The sequence below is a fragment of the Parabacteroides sp. AF48-14 genome (assembly GCF_003477465.1).
Classification (GTDB): Bacteria; Bacteroidota; Bacteroidia; order Bacteroidales; family Tannerellaceae; genus Parabacteroides; species Parabacteroides acidifaciens.
Map to the genome: position 1 here is coordinate 26312 of NZ_QUDI01000031.1, position 17858 is coordinate 44169.

The 17858-nt window shown below is 47.4% G+C and carries 14 protein-coding genes and 1 pseudogene; 4 read left to right on the forward strand and 11 right to left on the reverse strand.

All coding sequences use genetic code 11. The annotated features are described in order from the left end of the window. Positions 1-8 precede the first annotated feature (8 nt). Positions 9-1634 carry a SusD/RagB family nutrient-binding outer membrane lipoprotein gene (locus DW083_RS14705; RefSeq protein WP_122332886.1) on the forward strand — a complete coding sequence of 542 codons (1626 nt, stop codon included), beginning with the start codon at positions 9-11 and terminating at the stop codon, positions 1632-1634. Positions 1635-1972: 338 nt separating this feature from the next. Here DW083_RS14705 and DW083_RS14710 read toward each other — a convergent pair. Continuing rightward, positions 1973-4566, reverse strand: a pseudogene (locus DW083_RS14710) (outer membrane protein assembly factor). Positions 4567-4739: 173 nt separating this feature from the next. Further along, complete coding sequence (locus tag DW083_RS14715) at positions 4740-5441, reverse strand: MBL fold metallo-hydrolase (RefSeq protein ID WP_370039203.1); 702 nt, start codon at positions 5439-5441, stop codon at positions 4740-4742. A 132-nt stretch (positions 5442-5573) separates the two neighbouring features. Between DW083_RS14715 and DW083_RS14720 the strand changes: the two genes are divergently transcribed. Then, positions 5574-7301: a serine protease gene (locus DW083_RS14720; protein ID WP_122332888.1), complete on the forward strand. Its 1728-nt coding sequence runs from the start codon at positions 5574-5576 to the stop codon at positions 7299-7301. A gap of 9 nt (positions 7302-7310) precedes the next feature. Further along, positions 7311-7745 carry a hypothetical protein gene (locus DW083_RS14725; protein WP_115499424.1) on the forward strand — a complete coding sequence of 145 codons (435 nt, stop codon included), beginning with the start codon at positions 7311-7313 and terminating at the stop codon, positions 7743-7745. Positions 7746-7748: 3 nt separating this feature from the next. Here the strand turns inward: DW083_RS14725 and DW083_RS14730 are convergent, their stop codons facing one another. Further along, a complete protein-coding gene (locus DW083_RS14730; protein ID WP_122332889.1) occupies positions 7749-8960 on the reverse strand; it encodes a DUF763 domain-containing protein in 1212 nt (403 codons plus the stop codon). A 114-nt stretch (positions 8961-9074) separates the two neighbouring features. Here DW083_RS14730 and DW083_RS14735 point away from each other — a divergent pair, with 114 nt between their 5' ends. After that, a complete protein-coding gene (locus tag DW083_RS14735) occupies positions 9075-9590 on the forward strand; it encodes a thioredoxin domain-containing protein (RefSeq protein WP_122332890.1) in 516 nt (171 codons plus the stop codon). Between the two features lie 218 nt (positions 9591-9808). On the opposite strand, the gene DW083_RS14740 is transcribed toward DW083_RS14735, so the two are convergent. The 8 genes from DW083_RS14740 to DW083_RS14775 form a co-directional block, all read right to left on the reverse strand. Continuing rightward, complete coding sequence (locus tag DW083_RS14740; protein ID WP_122332891.1) at positions 9809-10849, reverse strand: TQO small subunit DoxD; 1041 nt, start codon at positions 10847-10849, stop codon at positions 9809-9811. 546 nt (positions 10850-11395) lie between these two features. Then, the gene (locus DW083_RS14745) at positions 11396-11995 is read right to left on the reverse strand and encodes a hypothetical protein (RefSeq protein WP_122332892.1); all 600 of its coding nucleotides are present in this window, start codon (positions 11993-11995) and stop codon (positions 11396-11398) included. A gap of 178 nt (positions 11996-12173) precedes the next feature. After that, positions 12174-13175, reverse strand: a complete 1002-nt coding sequence (locus tag DW083_RS14750; protein ID WP_115499420.1) for a GGGtGRT protein — start codon at positions 13173-13175, stop codon at positions 12174-12176. A gap of 8 nt (positions 13176-13183) precedes the next feature. Then, positions 13184-13375 carry a hypothetical protein gene (locus DW083_RS14755; RefSeq protein WP_122332893.1) on the reverse strand — a complete coding sequence of 64 codons (192 nt, stop codon included), beginning with the start codon at positions 13373-13375 and terminating at the stop codon, positions 13184-13186. Beyond that, entirely contained in the window at positions 13368-14060 is a 693-nt protein-coding gene (locus DW083_RS14760; protein ID WP_115499418.1) for an iron-sulfur cluster assembly scaffold protein, read from the reverse strand. The genes DW083_RS14755 and DW083_RS14760 overlap by 8 nt, the downstream gene beginning before the upstream one ends. A gap of 123 nt (positions 14061-14183) precedes the next feature. Then, positions 14184-14630 carry an OsmC family protein gene (locus tag DW083_RS14765; protein WP_122332894.1) on the reverse strand — a complete coding sequence of 149 codons (447 nt, stop codon included), beginning with the start codon at positions 14628-14630 and terminating at the stop codon, positions 14184-14186. An 11-nt stretch (positions 14631-14641) separates the two neighbouring features. Beyond that, complete coding sequence (locus DW083_RS14770; RefSeq protein ID WP_122332895.1) at positions 14642-16597, reverse strand: alkyl/aryl-sulfatase; 1956 nt, start codon at positions 16595-16597, stop codon at positions 14642-14644. Positions 16598-16660: 63 nt separating this feature from the next. Continuing rightward, positions 16661-17779, reverse strand: a complete 1119-nt coding sequence (locus tag DW083_RS14775) for a TlpA disulfide reductase family protein (RefSeq protein WP_122332896.1) — start codon at positions 17777-17779, stop codon at positions 16661-16663. Positions 17780-17858 lie beyond the last annotated feature (79 nt).

A 17858-nucleotide genomic window follows, 5' to 3' on the forward strand; every position in this document is an offset into this window, starting at 1 on the left:
ATTGACCTATGAGAACGCTATCTATAACACTCGTAGCCACCCTGTTGGCACTATCCGCCTTGCTCGTCTCGTGCACCGGCGACTTCAAAGATTTCAATACGGATCAGACCGGCATCACTGACGAAGATATGAAGATCGACTTCAATAACCTCGGCATCCCGCTCGACATCATCCAGCAAGGTATCTACTTCAACTACGACTTCGGCAAAGGCAAGAACTGGCCTTTCCAGTTGATGCAGAACCTGAACGCCGATATGTTCAGCGGCTATATGCATGATTACAAACCCCTGAATGGCGGTAGCCATAACTCTGATTATAACCTTCAGGACGGCTGGAATGGCACCGACTGGGGCTATACCTACGCTTATGTCCTGCCCCAGATCAAGAAACTGGAAGATTCCACGCGTGTGGCTTACCCCTCGGTCTATGCCGTGACCAAGGTATTGAAGGTGGAAGTGATGCACCGCATCTCGGATATCTACGGCCCTATCGTCTATACGAACTTTGCAAACACCGAGGGCAATTACCGTCCCGATACGCAGCAAGAAGCCTACGACGCTTTCTTTCGCGACTTGGATGAAGCGGCCGGCATACTCCATGAATATGCCGAGTCGAGAGCGAAAGGTCCGGATATCTCGAAGTTTGACATCCTGCTGGACGGCCGTCCCATCTCGTGGCTCCGCTTTGCCAACTCACTCCGGATGCGTCTGGCTGTCCGTATCGCAATGGTTGACCCTGCGCGGGCTAAGGCGGAGTTTCTCAAATCAGCCTTCGATAAAGCGGGTGTTTTCGAACAGCCTTCCGAATGCGTACGCGTCTCGACCCGTAACGGCTATCAGAACCCATTAGGCGAGATCAACCGGGTATGGGGCGAAGCTTTCATGAACGCCTCTATGGAGTCGATCCTCACCGGTTATGAAGATCCCCGCATGGAGCTCTTTTTCGAGCCCTGTGCGGAAGATGTGGAACGTCCGGGCGATGAGGCGGTCGTAGCTTTGAAGAACCGCTACAAGGGGATTCGTCAAGGTACCTGCTTTTCCCATTTTCTCTACGCTTCCCATTCCTGCCTGTACGTGAACCAGTCGACCGCTCCGATTCTTATGACCGCTGCTGAAATCTGGTTCCTGCGTGCCGAAGCCGCCCTCCGGGGGTGGACTGCGGAAGACCCCGGCACTTGTTACCGCGAAGGCGTTGTCACCTCTTTCCGCCAGTGGGGGGCTGATGGATCGGATGACTACCTGCAATCCGAAAGGGTGGGGGCCGACTATCGGGACGCTTTCGATCCTGCGAACGATATTGCAGCCCGTTGTCTTGTCACCCCCAAGTGGGAAGAAGAGGCATCCCATGAAGTGAAACTCGAAAAGATAATCACCCAGAAATGGATCGCCCTCTTCCCGGAAGGTGGCGAAGCCTGGGCCGAACAGCGGCGTACGGGCTACCCTCGCCTCTTCCCGGTGCGTATCAACAACAGCAAAGACGGTTGCATCGACACTGAAACGATGATTCGCCGCCTGAACTTCCCCGCCGATATCGTCGATACCGACGCCCCTCTCTACGAGAGACTTGTCGAAGCCTTCGGCAAACCGGACCATGCCGGCAGTCGTTTGTGGTGGGATACTGGACGCAATTTTTAGTTCATGTATGAATATTTGAATCAATAACGGATAAACCTCGGTCCTCTATTGCATGTTACGGTTGTATTCTTTGTATGTCACAACTGTCCTCCTTCTATGTTACAATTGGATTTCTTTTGTTTCACAGCTGTGACATGAATAGCGGGTAGGTATGGAGGAGGTACACATTCCGTATCGTTCATTCTATCTGCCGGGTTGTTCCTTCCTTTACGGCACCGTAACCCCATGAAGTACTGCAATACCATTTTACAGCCGATCTTGACAAGTCAGGACCTTCACGCTTGTTTATAGTTTCAAGAATATTTGAATCAAAATAGCAGGCTTCGTAGGGGCAGGAATTAAAACTCCTGTCCTAATACGAAACTGAGTTTACTGCCGTTGCGTTTGCCCTTGCCTCCATAGTTGGGAACATCGAAGCCATATCCCCAATCCAGTCCCATCAGGCCGATCATTGGAAGGAAGATACGGACACCCACTCCGGCCGATCGTTTCAGGTCGAACGGATTGAATGACTTCATATCCTTCCAGGCATTACCCGCTTCCAGAAACACCAGCCCGTATATCGTCGATGAAGGTTCCAGTAAGAATGGATAACGCAGTTCCATCGCAAGCTTTGAATAAGCATAGCCGAATGTCTCAGGACCGTCGCTACCTGCAATAGAACCGTTTTCGTAACCTCTCAAAGCAATCGTTTCAGTCCCGTAGGCACCGGAATAACCGCTCATCCCGTCACCCCCGACATAGTAGGTCTCGAAAGGTGATTTCTTATGTTTGTTGTAAGAGCCGACAAAGCCATATTCGACGCGTGTCATCAAGACCGGAGTCCGCTTCACGGAAGACGGGGCAAGCGGTGAAAAGAACTTAGCTTTAAACTTCCACTTGTGATATTCGACGAACTTGAATTTTCGGGAGTCTTGGTCGTCCATAGCGGCATAATCTTTTCCGTCGAACAACGAATAGGGCGGTGTCAGGGCTACGGACAGATCCAGCTGTGATCCCCGCCGGGTATAGAGAGGGTTGTCTATCGAATTACGTTGCAGCCGGAGTTCGAGGTTGATGTTATGGCTGTTGCCATTCTTAGCAAGGAAAGAGTTCCAGTTCTTCATTATATACATCTGGTAGTTCAGTGTCGCCGAGAATTGAAAGTAATTATCCGGCCAGTTCAGCCGCTTGCCATATCCGACGGAGCCCCCAAGTGACATAAAAGACTGGTCCGGGTCGAAACTCTGTTCGAAACTGTTTTGATAGTAGTTGCGGTCGTAATAACGTTGGCTGATGCCGGTCTGCCGGGAAAAGTATGCGTTCAGGGAAAGAGCGTTCGGGCGCTTTTTCCCAAACCAGGGGTCCATGAAGGCAATGCTGTAGCTTGGTAATAACGCCCGTTCGTCTCACCGCTCAACGTCAGCGTCTGCCCTTCACCTTGCGGGATGATGCCTTTGTATGAATTGGGATTGAGGAGGTTCTTCATCGAGAAATTGGTGAACTTCAGGCTTAGTTTGCCGATCAGTCCCGTTTGTCCCCAACCGGCGGAGAATTCTATTTGGTCATTGGCTTTTGACACAAGGTCGTATTTGATGTCGACCGTCCCGTTTTCAGCATTGGGCAGCGGTTGCGGAACCAACCGTTCCGGGTCGAAATGCCCCGATTGGGCCAGTTCGCGTACGGAACGCATCAGGTCTTCACGGCTGAACATCATCCCCGGTTTGGTGTACAGCTCACGGCGTACCACATCTTCATAAAGACGCTCGTTCCCATTGATGATGATCCGGTTGATGACAGCCTGCGGGCCTTCCTGTATGCGGATCTCCAACGCGATGGAGTCATTGCTGACATCCGTTTCTATGGGGTCGGCACTAAAGAACAGGTAACCGTTGTTGTAGTAGACGTTTGACAGGGCGTCGTCGTCACTGATAAGCCGTTCGTTCAGCTTCTTTTGATTGTAGACTTCCCCTGCTTTCATATTCAGCACTCCGGTAAGGAAATCGGTCGAGTAGTGCGTATTACCGACAAACGTAATCCCTTTCAGATAGTATTTCCGACCCTCCTCTATCCGGATGTCGATGTCGACGGTCTTATCATTGACGTTCCGTATGGTGTCGGCTGTCAGCACTGCATCGCGGTAACCCATTTCATTATATTTCGAGATTATGTTCTTTTTGTCTTTCTCATACTCCTCTGCTGTAAATTTCTTTGTGGAGAATATCTCAAGAAGGCTGCTTTTGAAGTCCCGTGACAGGTTAAACTTCTCGTTCGTTTTTTTCATCGCCTTTTTCAGCTCGGAGTCGGTCAAGGCTTCATTACCCCGGAAAGATATCTTGCGGATCTTTACTTTTTCGTTTTTATCGATGTTTACATCTACGATAACTTGTCCTTCGTGCGACAGGTCATCCGTTTGGTTGATCTCCACATCTACGTTCTTGAATCCTTTTCCCTCGAAGTACTTTTGTATGACGAGCTTTGCCCGGTCTGCCAGGTTGGGCGTGATCTGGTGTCCTTTCTTCAGTTGCAGCCTGCTTTCCAGGTCTTCTCTTTCCGATTTCTTAATGCCGTTGTAGTTGACCTGCGAGACGCGGGGCCGCTGCTCGAGATGGATCTCGAGCCATATCTTGTCATCCTCGATCCTGGATGCCGATATTTTCACGTCGGAAAACAGGCCATGCTTCCAATAGCGTTTGACGGCATCTGTTATCTGGCTTCCGGGAACGGAAATCACGTCACCTACCGAAAGCCCGGAAAAGCCGATCAATACAAAATCATCATAATCCTTGCACCCTGTCACCTCGATCCCGGCTATGGTGTATTCTTTAGGGGAAGAATAAGAGACTACCGGTACTCTGGCGGGCTTCTCCACCTTGACCGTGTCGTTTTCCTGGGCTAAGAGAGTGTTTGCGTTTGCCAGGAAAAGAATCAACATCACATTTTTCATCAACATATCAATCCTTGTTTTAGATTAGCCGCATTCATGTTCATGACCTGCGTTTAACCTAAAGACCGAAATGCCGTTTTTACCCCTATCCGGAGTAGCTCCCGAAGGACAAGATTAAGTTAAATAAGGAATTGTGTTTACTTTTTAAAAGAGCAATAGCGGATTTGCGTTCGCCTGTGTCATTGCATCTCCCGAATCCTTACCTCCACGCCGCTACCTTGCAGAGCCTCTTTGAGTTCGCTGATCTTTGTGTCCCCGTAATGGTAGGGGTACAGGATTTTAGGCGAGAACATCCTTGCGGCGTTGGCAGCTTGGGGAACGGTCATCGTATAGGGCTGGTTGACCGGGAGGAAGGCGATGTCTATGTCTTTGAGATTCTTCAGTTCCGGGATGTCTTCCGTGTCGCCGGCTATATAGATACGCGTGCCGCCTAATGTCAGGATGTAGCCGTTGTCACGGTGGCGGGGATGGAATTTCTCTCTTCCGGAAGTCGTGTTGTAGGCGGGGACGGCTTCGATCGTCAGATAGTCTGTCGGTTTGAGCTTGTCTCCGTTCTTCATGACGGTGCCCTTGCCGATGATTTCCCGGCTGTTTTCGTTCGCGATGATGAGTGTGCCGGCCTTTTCGGACGCAGCAATGGCTTTCTTGTCCAAGTGGTCGCCATGTTCGTGAGTGATCAGGATGATGTCTGCTTTCGGGAAGGTGGCATAGTCGGCATATTCGGAGATGGGATCGACCTGTATGACATGGCCGCCGTATTCGATCATCAGGCTTGCATGTTTGATGAATGTGATGGCCAGCTCGTCGCCGTCGCGCGTTTTCAACTTATCAACTGTAAAGTTACCTGCCGAAAGGGAGGTGTATGCAAACAGACTGCTCATAAGAATAAATAATAGATGTTTCATAAATAACAGGTTTGAAAGGTAAAACGTTTGGACAAAGATAAGGGAAAAAGGATAACAATTAGAGATAAATCCTTACATTTGCGTCCGTATCTGATAACATGAAAAGAAATGAAACGAATACTGCAATTGATCTTTATTAGCTGCCTCTGCCTGTCGGCAGCAGCTCAGAAAAACGCCCCTAAATGGATGGACAAGGCTAAAAAGGCCGTCTTTACGATTACAACTTATGGAAAGGATGGTAACAAACTGGCTACGGGTACGGGATTTTTCGTCTCCGAGGCCGGCGATGCTGTTTCTTCATACGATATCTTCAAAGGGGCCGAGAAGGCGACCGTTACCGATACGGAAGGAAAGACATACCCGGTTAAGAATATACAGGGGGCGGATGAACTCTACGATGTTATAAAGTTCCAGGTAGAGGTCCCCAAGAAAGCCGCTTTTCTCGTGATCGCTGCCGAACCGGTTGCGAACGGTACGAATGCTTACCTTTTGCCCTTTTCTACCGGAAAAACGGCGTCTTTTAAGTCGGGAGCAATTACCGAAGTGAGTAAATTGAAAGATCCTTATAAATATTATAAGATGGCGATCGCATTGGATGAGAACGAACTGAACGCTCCGTTACTGACACCCGAAGGCGAGGTTTTTGCGTTGGCACAGGCCGATGCGGGGGGGAAGAAAGATGTGTGCTACGGTCTTTCCGCCGGTTATGCGGGCAGCCTGTCGATCGGGTCTGCCGACTATTTAGGCTCTGTTTACCGCAGTATCGGCATCCGGAAAGGATGGCCGAAAGAGGTGGACCAAGCATCCGTTGCCCTTTATTTACTTGCCGGGACACAGGATGCGAAGACGCGTCTGGAGACAATCAATGACTTCATCGCCACTTTCCCGAACGCACAGGAAGGCTACTTGAACCGTGCCGACCTCTATGCTTACAACCGTGCCGATCTGGCAAGTTCGCCGGCTGAAGAGGTCTCCTATCTGGAGAAAGCATTGGAAGATATAAAGACGGCCTCCAAGTATAGCGACAAGAAGGCGGATAGTTGGTATAACCGTGCCAAACTGATTTATGGTGTGGCTTCGGCTGATACGACTTTGACCGATCCTGCCTGGTCGATCGATGCGGCTATGGAGGCGTTGGACAAGGCGATTGCAGAGGATGACCTGCCTGCTTACCATCAGTTGAAAGCGGATATCTATTTCAATAAAGGTGAGTTCCAACAGGCATTCGATGAATATATGATCGTTAATAACAGCGATATTGCTTCCGCCTCATCCTATTATATGGCGGCGAAAGCAAAAGAACGGATCACCGGGTTCAATATCGGGGATGTGATCGACCTGTTGGACAAGGCTGTCGAGAAATGCGGAGCGAATATGAATAACGAAGCGGCTGCCTACGTCCTGGAACGGATCGACTGGCGCCTCCGTCTGGCACAGTATGCCGAGGCGATTGCCGACTATGACCTTTATTATGTGCTGGCCGGCGGGAAAGTGTTGCCTAATTTCTACTTCCTGCGTGAACAGGCGAAGTTCCGTGCCGGTGATCTGGAAGGAGCGTTGAAGGACATCCAGGAGGCTATTTCGGCAAGCCCGCAGACACCGGACTACTATGCTGAAGAAGCTTCCGTTTATGTGCGTTTGCAGAAGTATGAAGATGCCCTGAAGAGCATAGAGAAGGCGATTGCCATTGCACCCGATTTCGGGGCTTGCTACCGTTTGCGTGGCGTCTGCTATGTCCGCCTGGAGAAAAAGGCTGAGGCTTGCGAGGCGTTCAATAAGGCGAAAGAGCTGGGTGACCCGCTTGCCGACAAATTGATTAAGGAACACTGTAAATAAACAAGAGATATGAAGAATCTGATGAAAGTATGGCTGCTACTGCTTGTCTGTATCCTTCCTCTGGGTACGGCCTGCCAGGACAATAAGAAGAAAGAGACAACGAAGGCTAACCTTTCGCTGATCGAAAAAGACCTGCCGGAGATCAAGCAGTTGGTCAACGGGAAGTGGGAACTGGTAAGCGGCAAGAATGCCCGTGAGTTTTGCGAGTACGAGAATACGTTCATCACTTTCGATGGTGACCGGTACGTCTGGACTGAAGACGGTAAGGCGGAACCGGGTGCCCTGAACTGGCGTAAAGCGGATACAGGTTTAGGCTACGAGGCCTACCTGATGGATGTATTCTATGAAACCAATCCGGCTTTCCCGCTCTCCATCAAGGGAGATACGCTGTTTCTGCAAGATTGTTCGGAAACGGGGTATAAGTACACGTTAGTTAGGAAATAACCATTATTCGTCCCAAAGGCTAAGTTGCGTCCCACCTTTGCCTTTGGGCTTTTTAGCATCTCCATATACTGTTTTCCCGCCATATTTGTAGGAGGTGTTTCGTTCGTGTTCCACCAGTCTATCAAAGTAATTGTTGGGTGTATAGCCTTTCTCCATCTCTTGTGAGATAACGGAGAGATTCTTCAGGGCTTCGGATTTATCCTTGTCTCCTAACTTTGCTTGCCGGATCGCTTTGTCGAATACTTCGATCGTCTCGTCATATACGCTTGTCGGGACAGGAAAAGGATGTCCGTCTTTCCCGCCGTGTGCAAAAGAGAAACGGGCCGGATCGGAGAATCGCGAGGGGGTTCCGTGTATCACTTCGCTGACCAATGTCAACGATTGCAATGTCCGGGGGCCGACCCCTTCAAGCAGTAGGAGCGACTCCATATCGGAAACATTCGTCTCGTGTGCCAGGATTAAGGCGGCGCCTAAACGTTTCAGGTTGACATCTTCAGCTTTTACCTCGTGGTGGCGGGGCAGGATGAGGGATACTTCATGCATAAGCTTGTCGGGTGTCTCTTTGGTCAGTTCGAGGATACCCTCTTTTGTCGGAGTGGCGAGTTTATCGGTGAGGTTCAGGATCAGTCCCTGGTTGCGGCCGCAGACAGATGTATGGGGCTCTTCCATAAAGGAACGGAGGGAGGAGGATAGCCAGTGGTAGCGGCGGGCCATCCGTTCGTTGGGGTTCATGCCTTGTTGGACAACCGCCCATTCCCCTTCTTTGGTAACGACAAAAGAGTGGAGATATAGCTGAAAGCCGTCTTGCACGGCTGTGTTGTCCACTTTCGCAGACAGTTTGCTGTGTTTTACCAGCTCGTCTCCGTTCAGTCCGGTCCTGCCTGCTATGGCCAAAAGCTCTGCCGGTGTCTGGAGGGATGCCTTTCCGCGTCCGCCGCATACATATACGCCCAACTCTTCCGACCGCTTATTGATCGCTTTCTTCAGGGCGTTCATTACTGATGTCGTAATGCCGGACGAATGCCAGTCCATCCCCAGTACACATCCCAGTGACTGGAACCAGAACGGATCGCTCAGCCGTTGCAGTAAAGCCGCGCGTCCATATTCGATCACAATCGCTTCGACGATGGCGCCTCCCAACAGGCACATGCGCTGGGCAAGCCAGGGAGGTACTGTCCCGTAATGAAGCGGCAAATCTGCATATCCTCTTTTCATACCTGCGAAGGTAAATAAAAACTATGCAAACAATCCGGATTGATTGCATAATATTTGCAACAAACAACCGGATAGAGGTGTTCTTAATTCATAATCAATAAAATAGTTATCGATATGAGTTTACATGTTACAGAAAAGGATCATATCCTGGGTCCTGCCGAGGCTCCGATAGAGATAGTGGAGTACGCCGACTATCAGTGTCCGTATTGCAAAAAGGCGTTTTACATCATGCAGGATATCCTGAAAGAGCAGGGAGATAATATCCGCTTTGTTTTCCGTAACTTTCCGTTGGAGGAAGTACACCAGTATGCCCTGCATGCAGCTATTGCTGCAGAAGCTGCTTCGGGTCAGGGGAAGTTCTGGGAAATGCATGATATCTTGCTTGAGAACCAGCGTGAGTTGGATGATGCCCATTTGATCGAGTATGCCCGTATCATCGATATGGATGTAGAGAAGTTCAAACATGATTTCAGCCTGGAATCTTATGCCCGTAAAGTACAGGACGACTATACTTCAGGCGAGAAGAACGGAGTGGATAGTACACCCACTTTCTTTGTGAATGGCCGGAAATATGAAGGAAACTGGACGACTGCCGAATTTCCGGAATATCTCAGGTCGTTGCTACCCTAAAGCTTTATGATTGGATAAAGCAGGGTTAGTGCTTGGAAAAAAGGGAATGTGTCAAAAGTAAGTTCTAACGTTTTAGCGTGTCATTGCGGGCTTGCCCCGCAACCTTATACTAAACTGATCTACAGTGATCAGGATGAGATGGCGGGTCAAGCCCGCCAGGACACAGACGCTATAAATAGGACTTTTGACACACTCCTTTTTTGTGGGGATTGGTATATCTATTCTTCATGTGTAAACTCTTCTTTCCAGGTAATCCCGCTAATGTCGGTAAGGAGCAGGGTATATGTCCCTTTCGGCAGATTGGCTATGGAACGGTCGCTGATCGTTAAGCCTGCTTTGCTGCCGAGCGGTATTACCAAGCTATGCTTGCCCGGTGCGACTTTGGCTATATACTTGTTTTCGATGTCTGACGCCGGGAACTTGGACAGTGCTTCCGCATCCTTGTCCAGGACCACATTCCCTTCTTTGTCTTTCAACGTGATGCCGATCAGGAAAGAACCATATACATCTGCCCCTTCTACGCGATAGACCGTAAAGGATAGTTTGCCGTGATCGATACTTACATCCGATATTTCAATCTTTGGCTTGACCGATTTGTTATGCAGTTTTCCCCAGACCCCATTGTGAAAGACCTGGTTGGTGGCAAGCGACAGGAATAACAGTGCAAAAGCGCCGATTCCGGCTATTTTATTGATTGTGCCGGTTCTCAACGGTAACGCTCCGGAGGTCAACCATACGATCCACGGCAGCTTACGTAACCCCTGTATTTTGGGTATCAACAGGTAATCAAGAGAGTATTTGCCTCCTCCCGATAAGAAGACCGTGAATCCGGCAACAGCCCCTAATATCCCGATCTGCCATTCATCGAGACAGGTAGTACCCAGCCATCCCGAACCTAACAGAATACCGGTAGCCAGACTGAATACCCCGATACTCATTAGTCGGGTGAACAATCCCAGCATGATGAATAGTCCGACGATCCCTTCTATAATTGTAAATATAACCATTGCCCACCAAAGGACATCCGGGTTTGTAACCAGATATTCGATCATCGGTTTAATGCCAAGGGCATTGGGCAGGAAGTGATTGAACTTTTCTCCTATATAGCCGGGCATATCCGGTATCAGTTTATTCTCTAAAATAAGGCGTCTCCAGAAAGCTGAAAAATAGGTCCATCCGACCACTAACCGTAATGAAAGGGTAAATAAGCCGATCATGGAGTATGTATAGGACATCTCCTGTTTATTCTGATTTATCATATTCTAAATGTATTTGTAAGTGAACTAATTTGTTTAAGTCTTTTGTTTGTAGAGGATACTCAATTGTGACGCAATCTTAAATAATTAGTTTACGATAACAGATGAACAGTGAAGTCTGTATGAATACATCTGTATTTCGTCTTACTTGTTCAGACAGGGTTGTCCGGATCGGTGGATAAATATGTGTGCTTGTTGAGAAGAAATCGGATAGATATGTATATTGAGGCTTATCCTGCTCCTTTCCGGAAGAAGAAAGCTCAAAGATACAGGTATTTTGTGCATTGTTACAATTTTCGACATTGGCTGTCCGAACAGGTATATACAACATCTGCTTGAACTCTCTCTTTGTTGGACAGGAGAGTAGCAAGAAGAACATCATCGGGAACAAGATGAAGCTTGTCAAGTGTTTACCTGTTTTAGATGTCATTGTTTATTGTCTTTGCCAGTTTTATGATGTATGTGAAGAACTTTTTATTTGATGTTTGTTTATTAAATAACAATCTTAGCTTTGTTTTGTTCTGATGATTTATATATTATCTATCGGATTTATTGATTATTCGTTCTTAGCCTGATTTGGGTATCAATGAAGTATAGCTTACTATCTATTCCATATAGCACATTATTGGGGACTGCATCAAATATCTCGTACTTGTCATTGTGGAACTCATCAGCATAATCCATAATGAAACCTAATGCTTCCATATAAGTCGCAATTTCATCTTCCGTGGCTTCCCGTTTTGCCCTAACATAGGGTTGGACCAGTACGGCACAGAATTCCTGTTGACTGTTATAAGTGAAACCTATCATATTATAGGGTATATTGCTGAAAAACAGGTTGTGGGCTTCAATTCTTATAAAGAAGTTGTTTAGATCATCTCCTGCATAGTCAAAGTTATTGAGTTTGATAACTGAGGTTGTTCCATTGAAGAAAACTTCATTTTCTCCACCTTTAGCCATATATGTAATGGTAGAGTCGGGAAAGTCTAACCACAAATTATAAGAAGTAGCAAACTGTTTTAACTTTTCAACTTGCCTTCTCTTATAGCCCTCTGCTGATCTAACATCTCCTGCTGCCTCCTTACATCTTCTACAGAGATGGGCTGCTTCTTCCAAGATTCGATTGACTGTCGAGTGCTCTCTATCCATTCCTTGTGAAACTCATTAATATAGGTACTGTTCATATTCCATTATATATCTTGATTGGCAAATGTAGTGATAATTTGGGAATATTATAGTTTACAGGTATAATAAGTTGAGTTGGAATAAAAAGAAAAGCTCCTGTAACCATCAAGATTACAGGAGCTTTATTTATATGAAGTCTGAATTACTTCTTCATAGCTTCCTCGATAGCAACGGCTACTGCAACAGTAGCACCTACCATCGGGTTGTTACCCATTCCGAGGAATCCCATCATTTCTACGTGAGCAGGAACGGATGAAGAACCAGCGAACTGAGCGTCACCGTGCATACGGCCCATAGTGTCTGTCATACCGTAAGAAGCAGGACCGGCAGCCATGTTGTCCGGATGCAATGTACGGCCTGTACCACCACCGGATGCTACAGAGAAATACGGGTGACCGTTTTCCATACATTCTTTCTTGTAAGTACCTGCAACCGGGTGCTGGAAGCGAGTCGGGTTGGTTGAGTTACCTGTGATAGATACGTCAACACCTTCTTTACGCATGATGGCAACACCTTCGCGAACATCGTCAGCGCCGTAGCACTTAACTTTTGCACGCAGACCGGTAGAGTATGCTTTTTCTTCGATTACGTTTACGTCGCCAGTCATATAGTCGAACTGAGTACGAACGTAAGTAAATCCGTTGATACGGGAGATGATTTTAGCAGCATCCTTGCCCAGACCGTTCAGGATGACACGCAACGGTTCTTTACGAACTTTGTTTGCCATTTCAGCGATCTTGATTGCACCTTCGGCAGCAGCGAATGATTCGTGGCCAGCCAGGAATGCGAAACATTTTGTTTCTTCACGAAGCAGACGGGCAGCCAGGTTACCGTGGCCGATACCTACCTTACGATCGTCGGCTACAGAACCGGCGATACAGAATGCCTGCAGACCGATACCGATAGCTTCGGCAGCTTCGGCAGCATTCATGCAGCCTTTCTTAATTGCGATAGCAGCGCCTACAACGTAAGCCCAGCAAGCATTTTCGAAACAGATAGGTTGTGTTTCCTTACACATTGTATAAGGGTCGATACCTTTAGCGTCGCAGATAGCCTTTGCATCTTCGATACCGTTGATACCATATTCTTTTAAAACCGCGTTGATATGCTCGATACGACGGTCATAACTTTCAAATAAAGCCATATTATTTTTTACTTTTTTAAATTCTTATTTACCAGGAATAAAGATATCAGAAAATTGAAAACAAGCACACCGCCGCAACAGAGCACATAGAATGCCATCCAGGGACGATCCGGTTTAATCACGAAATAGGCGATAACCGAAGCCACAATGGTGATAGCTGTCAGCCCAAGGAGGACGCGTGTCAGTGTTTTCTTATTCATTACGAGGATCGATATATTTTACAGCTTCTTTGAAACGACCGTAAGAGCCTTTTGCTTTTTCCAGTGCTTCGTTAGCATCCATACCCTTCTTTACCATATCCATGAATTTGCCCAGGTGGATAAATTCATAACCGATTACTTCGTCGTCAGCATCAAGAGCCATACGAGTACAGTAGCCTTCAGCCATTTCCAGGTAACGAGTACCCTTTGCCAATGTTCCGTACATTGTACCTACCTGGCTACGCAGACCTTTACCTAAGTCTTCCAAGCCGGCGCCGATAGGCAGACCGTCTTCAGAGAAAGCGGACTGTGTACGACCGTAAACGATCTGCAGGAACAATTCGCGCATTGCAGTGTTGATAGCATCACAAACCAGGTCAGTGTTCAATGCTTCCAACAATGTTTTGCCCGGCAGGATTTCCGAAGCCATAGCAGCAGAGTGAGTCATACCGGAACAACCGATAGTTTCAACAAGTGCTTCCTGAATAATTCCTTCTTTAACGTTCAGAGTCAGCTTACATCCACCCTGTTTCGGTGCACACCAACCGATACCGTGAGTCAAACCAGAGATGTCAGAAATCTGAGTTGCTCTAACCCACTTTCCTTCTTCGGGAATCGGAGCACACTGGTGGTCAGCTCCCTTCTTTACAACACACATGTGTTGAACTTCATGTGAATAAATCATAATCGCTAATTTATTATATTAAAGTGATAATAAAACTTTATGCTAATTTTAATGTAAGATCGCTTTCAATAAGACCGCACAAAGATAAAATTTTTAATCCAGCCGTGCAACAGCCCCGGTTCGTTATTTATCGGCGGAATCAGTATTAAGTGGTATTCCGTTCAGAATAATCTGCCATGTTACGGGAGCTATCTTTTTCATCATAAACGATACTCCGCAATATGTCTCTTGCGACATACGGACAGCTTTCAACATTTTTGCACTGTCGTCCGGATTCCCTGTTACATGATAGGTTATATGGAAATCCGTATAGATCATAGGTATCCCTTCTGACGTCCCGGCTGTAACATCGATCGACAGGCTTTCAAATCGTACCCTCATCTTCCGGAAGAGAGGGGCGACATCCATTCCTGTACAACCTGCCAGAGCCACAAGCATAAGAGCTTTCGGGCGTGGCCCTTCATCGTTTCCCCCATTCTCCACGGATGTGTCAATAATAAGGGGATGACCATTTAACTCTGTCTCAAAAGTAGAGTCTTTTTTCCATTTTAAAGTGATTTGAGCAGGCATAGCTTTGATATTTAGGGTTCGATAATGTTAAAATAGCTGTCCGGGGCTTCGAAAGTGGTGAACAAATCTTTTAAACTTTCGAGGCGTCCTTCGACCGATAATTTTTTTGCTTGCATATTAGCCATTATGCTTTCCGGTTGCGTGAAGCTCGTGTAGATTGTTTGCTTGTCACCTTTCAGACTTACCGTCGGAGCTGCGTGGAGTATGCCGATACGGTTCGATAAGGCTCCATTTTTTAATATCAGGGTCGCCTGTTCTTTTGTATCTGTCAGGCTGACATTGATAATTATATCCTTATCAGCCGCTTTCTCTCCGTTTATTTGGATCGCCAGCATATCGAATAGCATCTCGAGGCTTAGATTCTGAGACATTCTGGCTATATTTGAGCTTGTTTTACCTTTTCCTGCTATTCCGTTTGTCAGTTCCTGCGCCCCTGTCAGGTAGAAATTGCGCCAGGGGCCGCTTTCGGCTTGATATCCTAATTGTGAATAAGTGTCCGCCAGCAGTTGACGAGCCGCTTTATGATTCGGATTAGCGAAGACAAGGTTGTTCAGCAGGGTCGCAGTCCAGCGATATTCACCTTGGTTATAGGCTTCCTTTGCTTTTTCCATTACAGCTTCTTCTCCGCCGATAGCTTCCACATATTTTTTACCTTCTTCTGTCGGTGGCAATGGATTCAGATTGGCGGGAACCCCGTCGAACCAACCAAAATACATTTGGTACTGGGCTTTTACGTTATGGCTCACCGTGCCGTAATATCCCCGGTTGGCAAATTCATTGGCGATAGCCTCCGGCAATTTTATCATCTCTGCGATTTCCCTCGGAGTATATCCCTGATTGGCAAGATGAAGGGTCTGGTCGTGCAGGTAACGGTACATATCCCGCTGCTTTTCCCAATAACCCACGATCTTCTTATTGCCCCATGTCGGCCAATGGTGGGTTGAGAAAGATACTTCCACCTGGTCGCCGCATTTCACGATCGCCTTGTCGATATATTTGCTCCATAACTGGCCGTTACGCACTTTGGCGCCGCGCAGGGTCAATAAGTTATGCAGGTTGTGATTGATCTCTTCGGCAACGCAAAATGCTTTCATTTCCGGAAAATACATCATGATTTCCACAGGAGCCTCCGCCCCGGGTACCGACATGAAGTCGATCTCCACACCGTCAATCCGCAGCGTTTCGCCTTCTTCCGATATCTCGCGGGTGGGAGGGACTAAACCGCTGGTCCCTACAGCTGTTGTTTGTCCGAGGCCGGTACCGATATTACCCTTCTCGTTTTTAGGCAAGCTGCGTCCATACATATAAGTCGCTCTGCGTCCCATAGCAACGCCGGCCATCAGGTTCTCGCTGACGGCTTCTTCAAAGAACCCTTTTGGACCGATGATTTCGATAGAGTTCGGTTGGTTCGGAGCATTTTCCAGGATGGCGTCGATACCTGCAAAATGATCTACGTGGGGATGTGTATAAATAACCGCCTTTACGGGAAGGTCGGCAACATGTTTTTTGAGCAGGTTATAACCGGCCAAGGCCGTTTCTTTTGATAATAATACATCAATGACGATCCAGCCGTTATCACTGCGGACGAACGTCATGTTTGCAAGGTCGAATCCCCGTATCTGGTATATTTTGCCCGGCAGTACCTCGAATAATCCGTGTATCCGGTTCAGCTGCCCTTGTCGCCAGAGGCTGGGGTTTGCAGAGGCAGGAGCCTCTTGTTTCAAGAAATCCCAGACAGCAAGTCCATAAACCTCTTTCCCGTTCTCGCCGGTGATTGCCGGTTCGTCTATCATGGCGATAAAGCCCCGGGTTGCATCTTCAAAATCTTGTTTGTTGTCAAAAGGAAGTGTTTTGAGTACTTGTTCATTTGCTTGTTTGGTAAAACGGGACGGTTCCGTGTTTTGAGCACAAACGAATAAGTGACTTGTGGCAATAAGGAGCCATAGGAGTCGTGTTTTTGTTTTCATGATTTAGCGGTTATAAATAAGGGCTGAACGAAAAGTAAGAAATTTCGTTCAGCCCCGATTATGTTATTTCAAAACTTCTTTGATTTTATCTTCCAAGTCTTGGCCGTGCAGGTTTTTGGCGATGATTGTACCATCTTTATCTACCAGTAAGGTATGAGGGATGCTATTTACTCCATAAAGAGCGGCTCCGCCGTTCTGCCATCCTTTCAGGTCGGACAATTGTGTCCAGGTGATGTCCAGGTCTTTTACGCCTTTAGCCCATGCATCCGCTTTGCTGTCCAGGGAGATACCTACAATATCGAAGCCTTTGCTCTTATACTGTTTGTATGTTTTTACCAGATTCGGCATTTCTGCGCGGCAGGGAGGACACCAAGATGCCCAGAAGTCGATCAGAACCACCTTGCCATTGCCTACATATTCGGATAGCTTGTGCATTTCGCCTTTTGCATCCGGCATTTCGAAGTCTGTGAATTTCTGTCCTACGGCAACCTTTTTCAGCACGTTCAGATGATCGATCATATAGCTGATTCCCGGAACAGCCTTAAATGTAGAGTCTGCTTTGGATATGATCTCATTTTGCTGGTCTTCGCCGATATTGTAACGGAAGTCATACAGGTTCTTGGCTGCGGTTTGTTTGTCCGTATGTGCCAGAATGTAGTTGACAACAGCTTCCGTTATTTTCTGGTCGATTTCATCATATTTGGCTTCCGCCTGTTCGATCAGCTTTTCGTCGCCCGATTTCATGTCGGCAATCAGCTTGTCGATACCTGAACGCAAACCTTTGATTTTGCCCTGTAACTCTTTCTGTGCATCATTTTCCGGTGTACCGCTGACCGTTGATGTCGAATCCAACGTAACCGTCAGTTTTCCGTTTTCGAGTACGAATGTTGCCATAAACGGGGCATTCTCTCCCGGAGCGACACGTGCAGGTTCTACTGCTTCTTCAGAAAAACGGAGTGTACGGAGAGCCGGACTATTTTGACTACCTTTCAGAACAAACGCTCCGTTTTGCACCAAAGCACTGTCGAGAGGCACTGCGTCTTTTACTCCATATTCATAGAGATATACGTACTGGCCATTCAAATCGGCATTTGAAACCGAACCGGTAATTTCGTAACCCGGTTTTTCGCTACAAGCTGCGAGGAGCAGAGTGGAAGCGGCAAGGATAAGATACTTTTTCATTTTGTATTTGTTGTGTTAAACTTATACATAGAATATTTACCTTGCAAAGATACGAAGTCTTCCGGATAATTTATCAGCT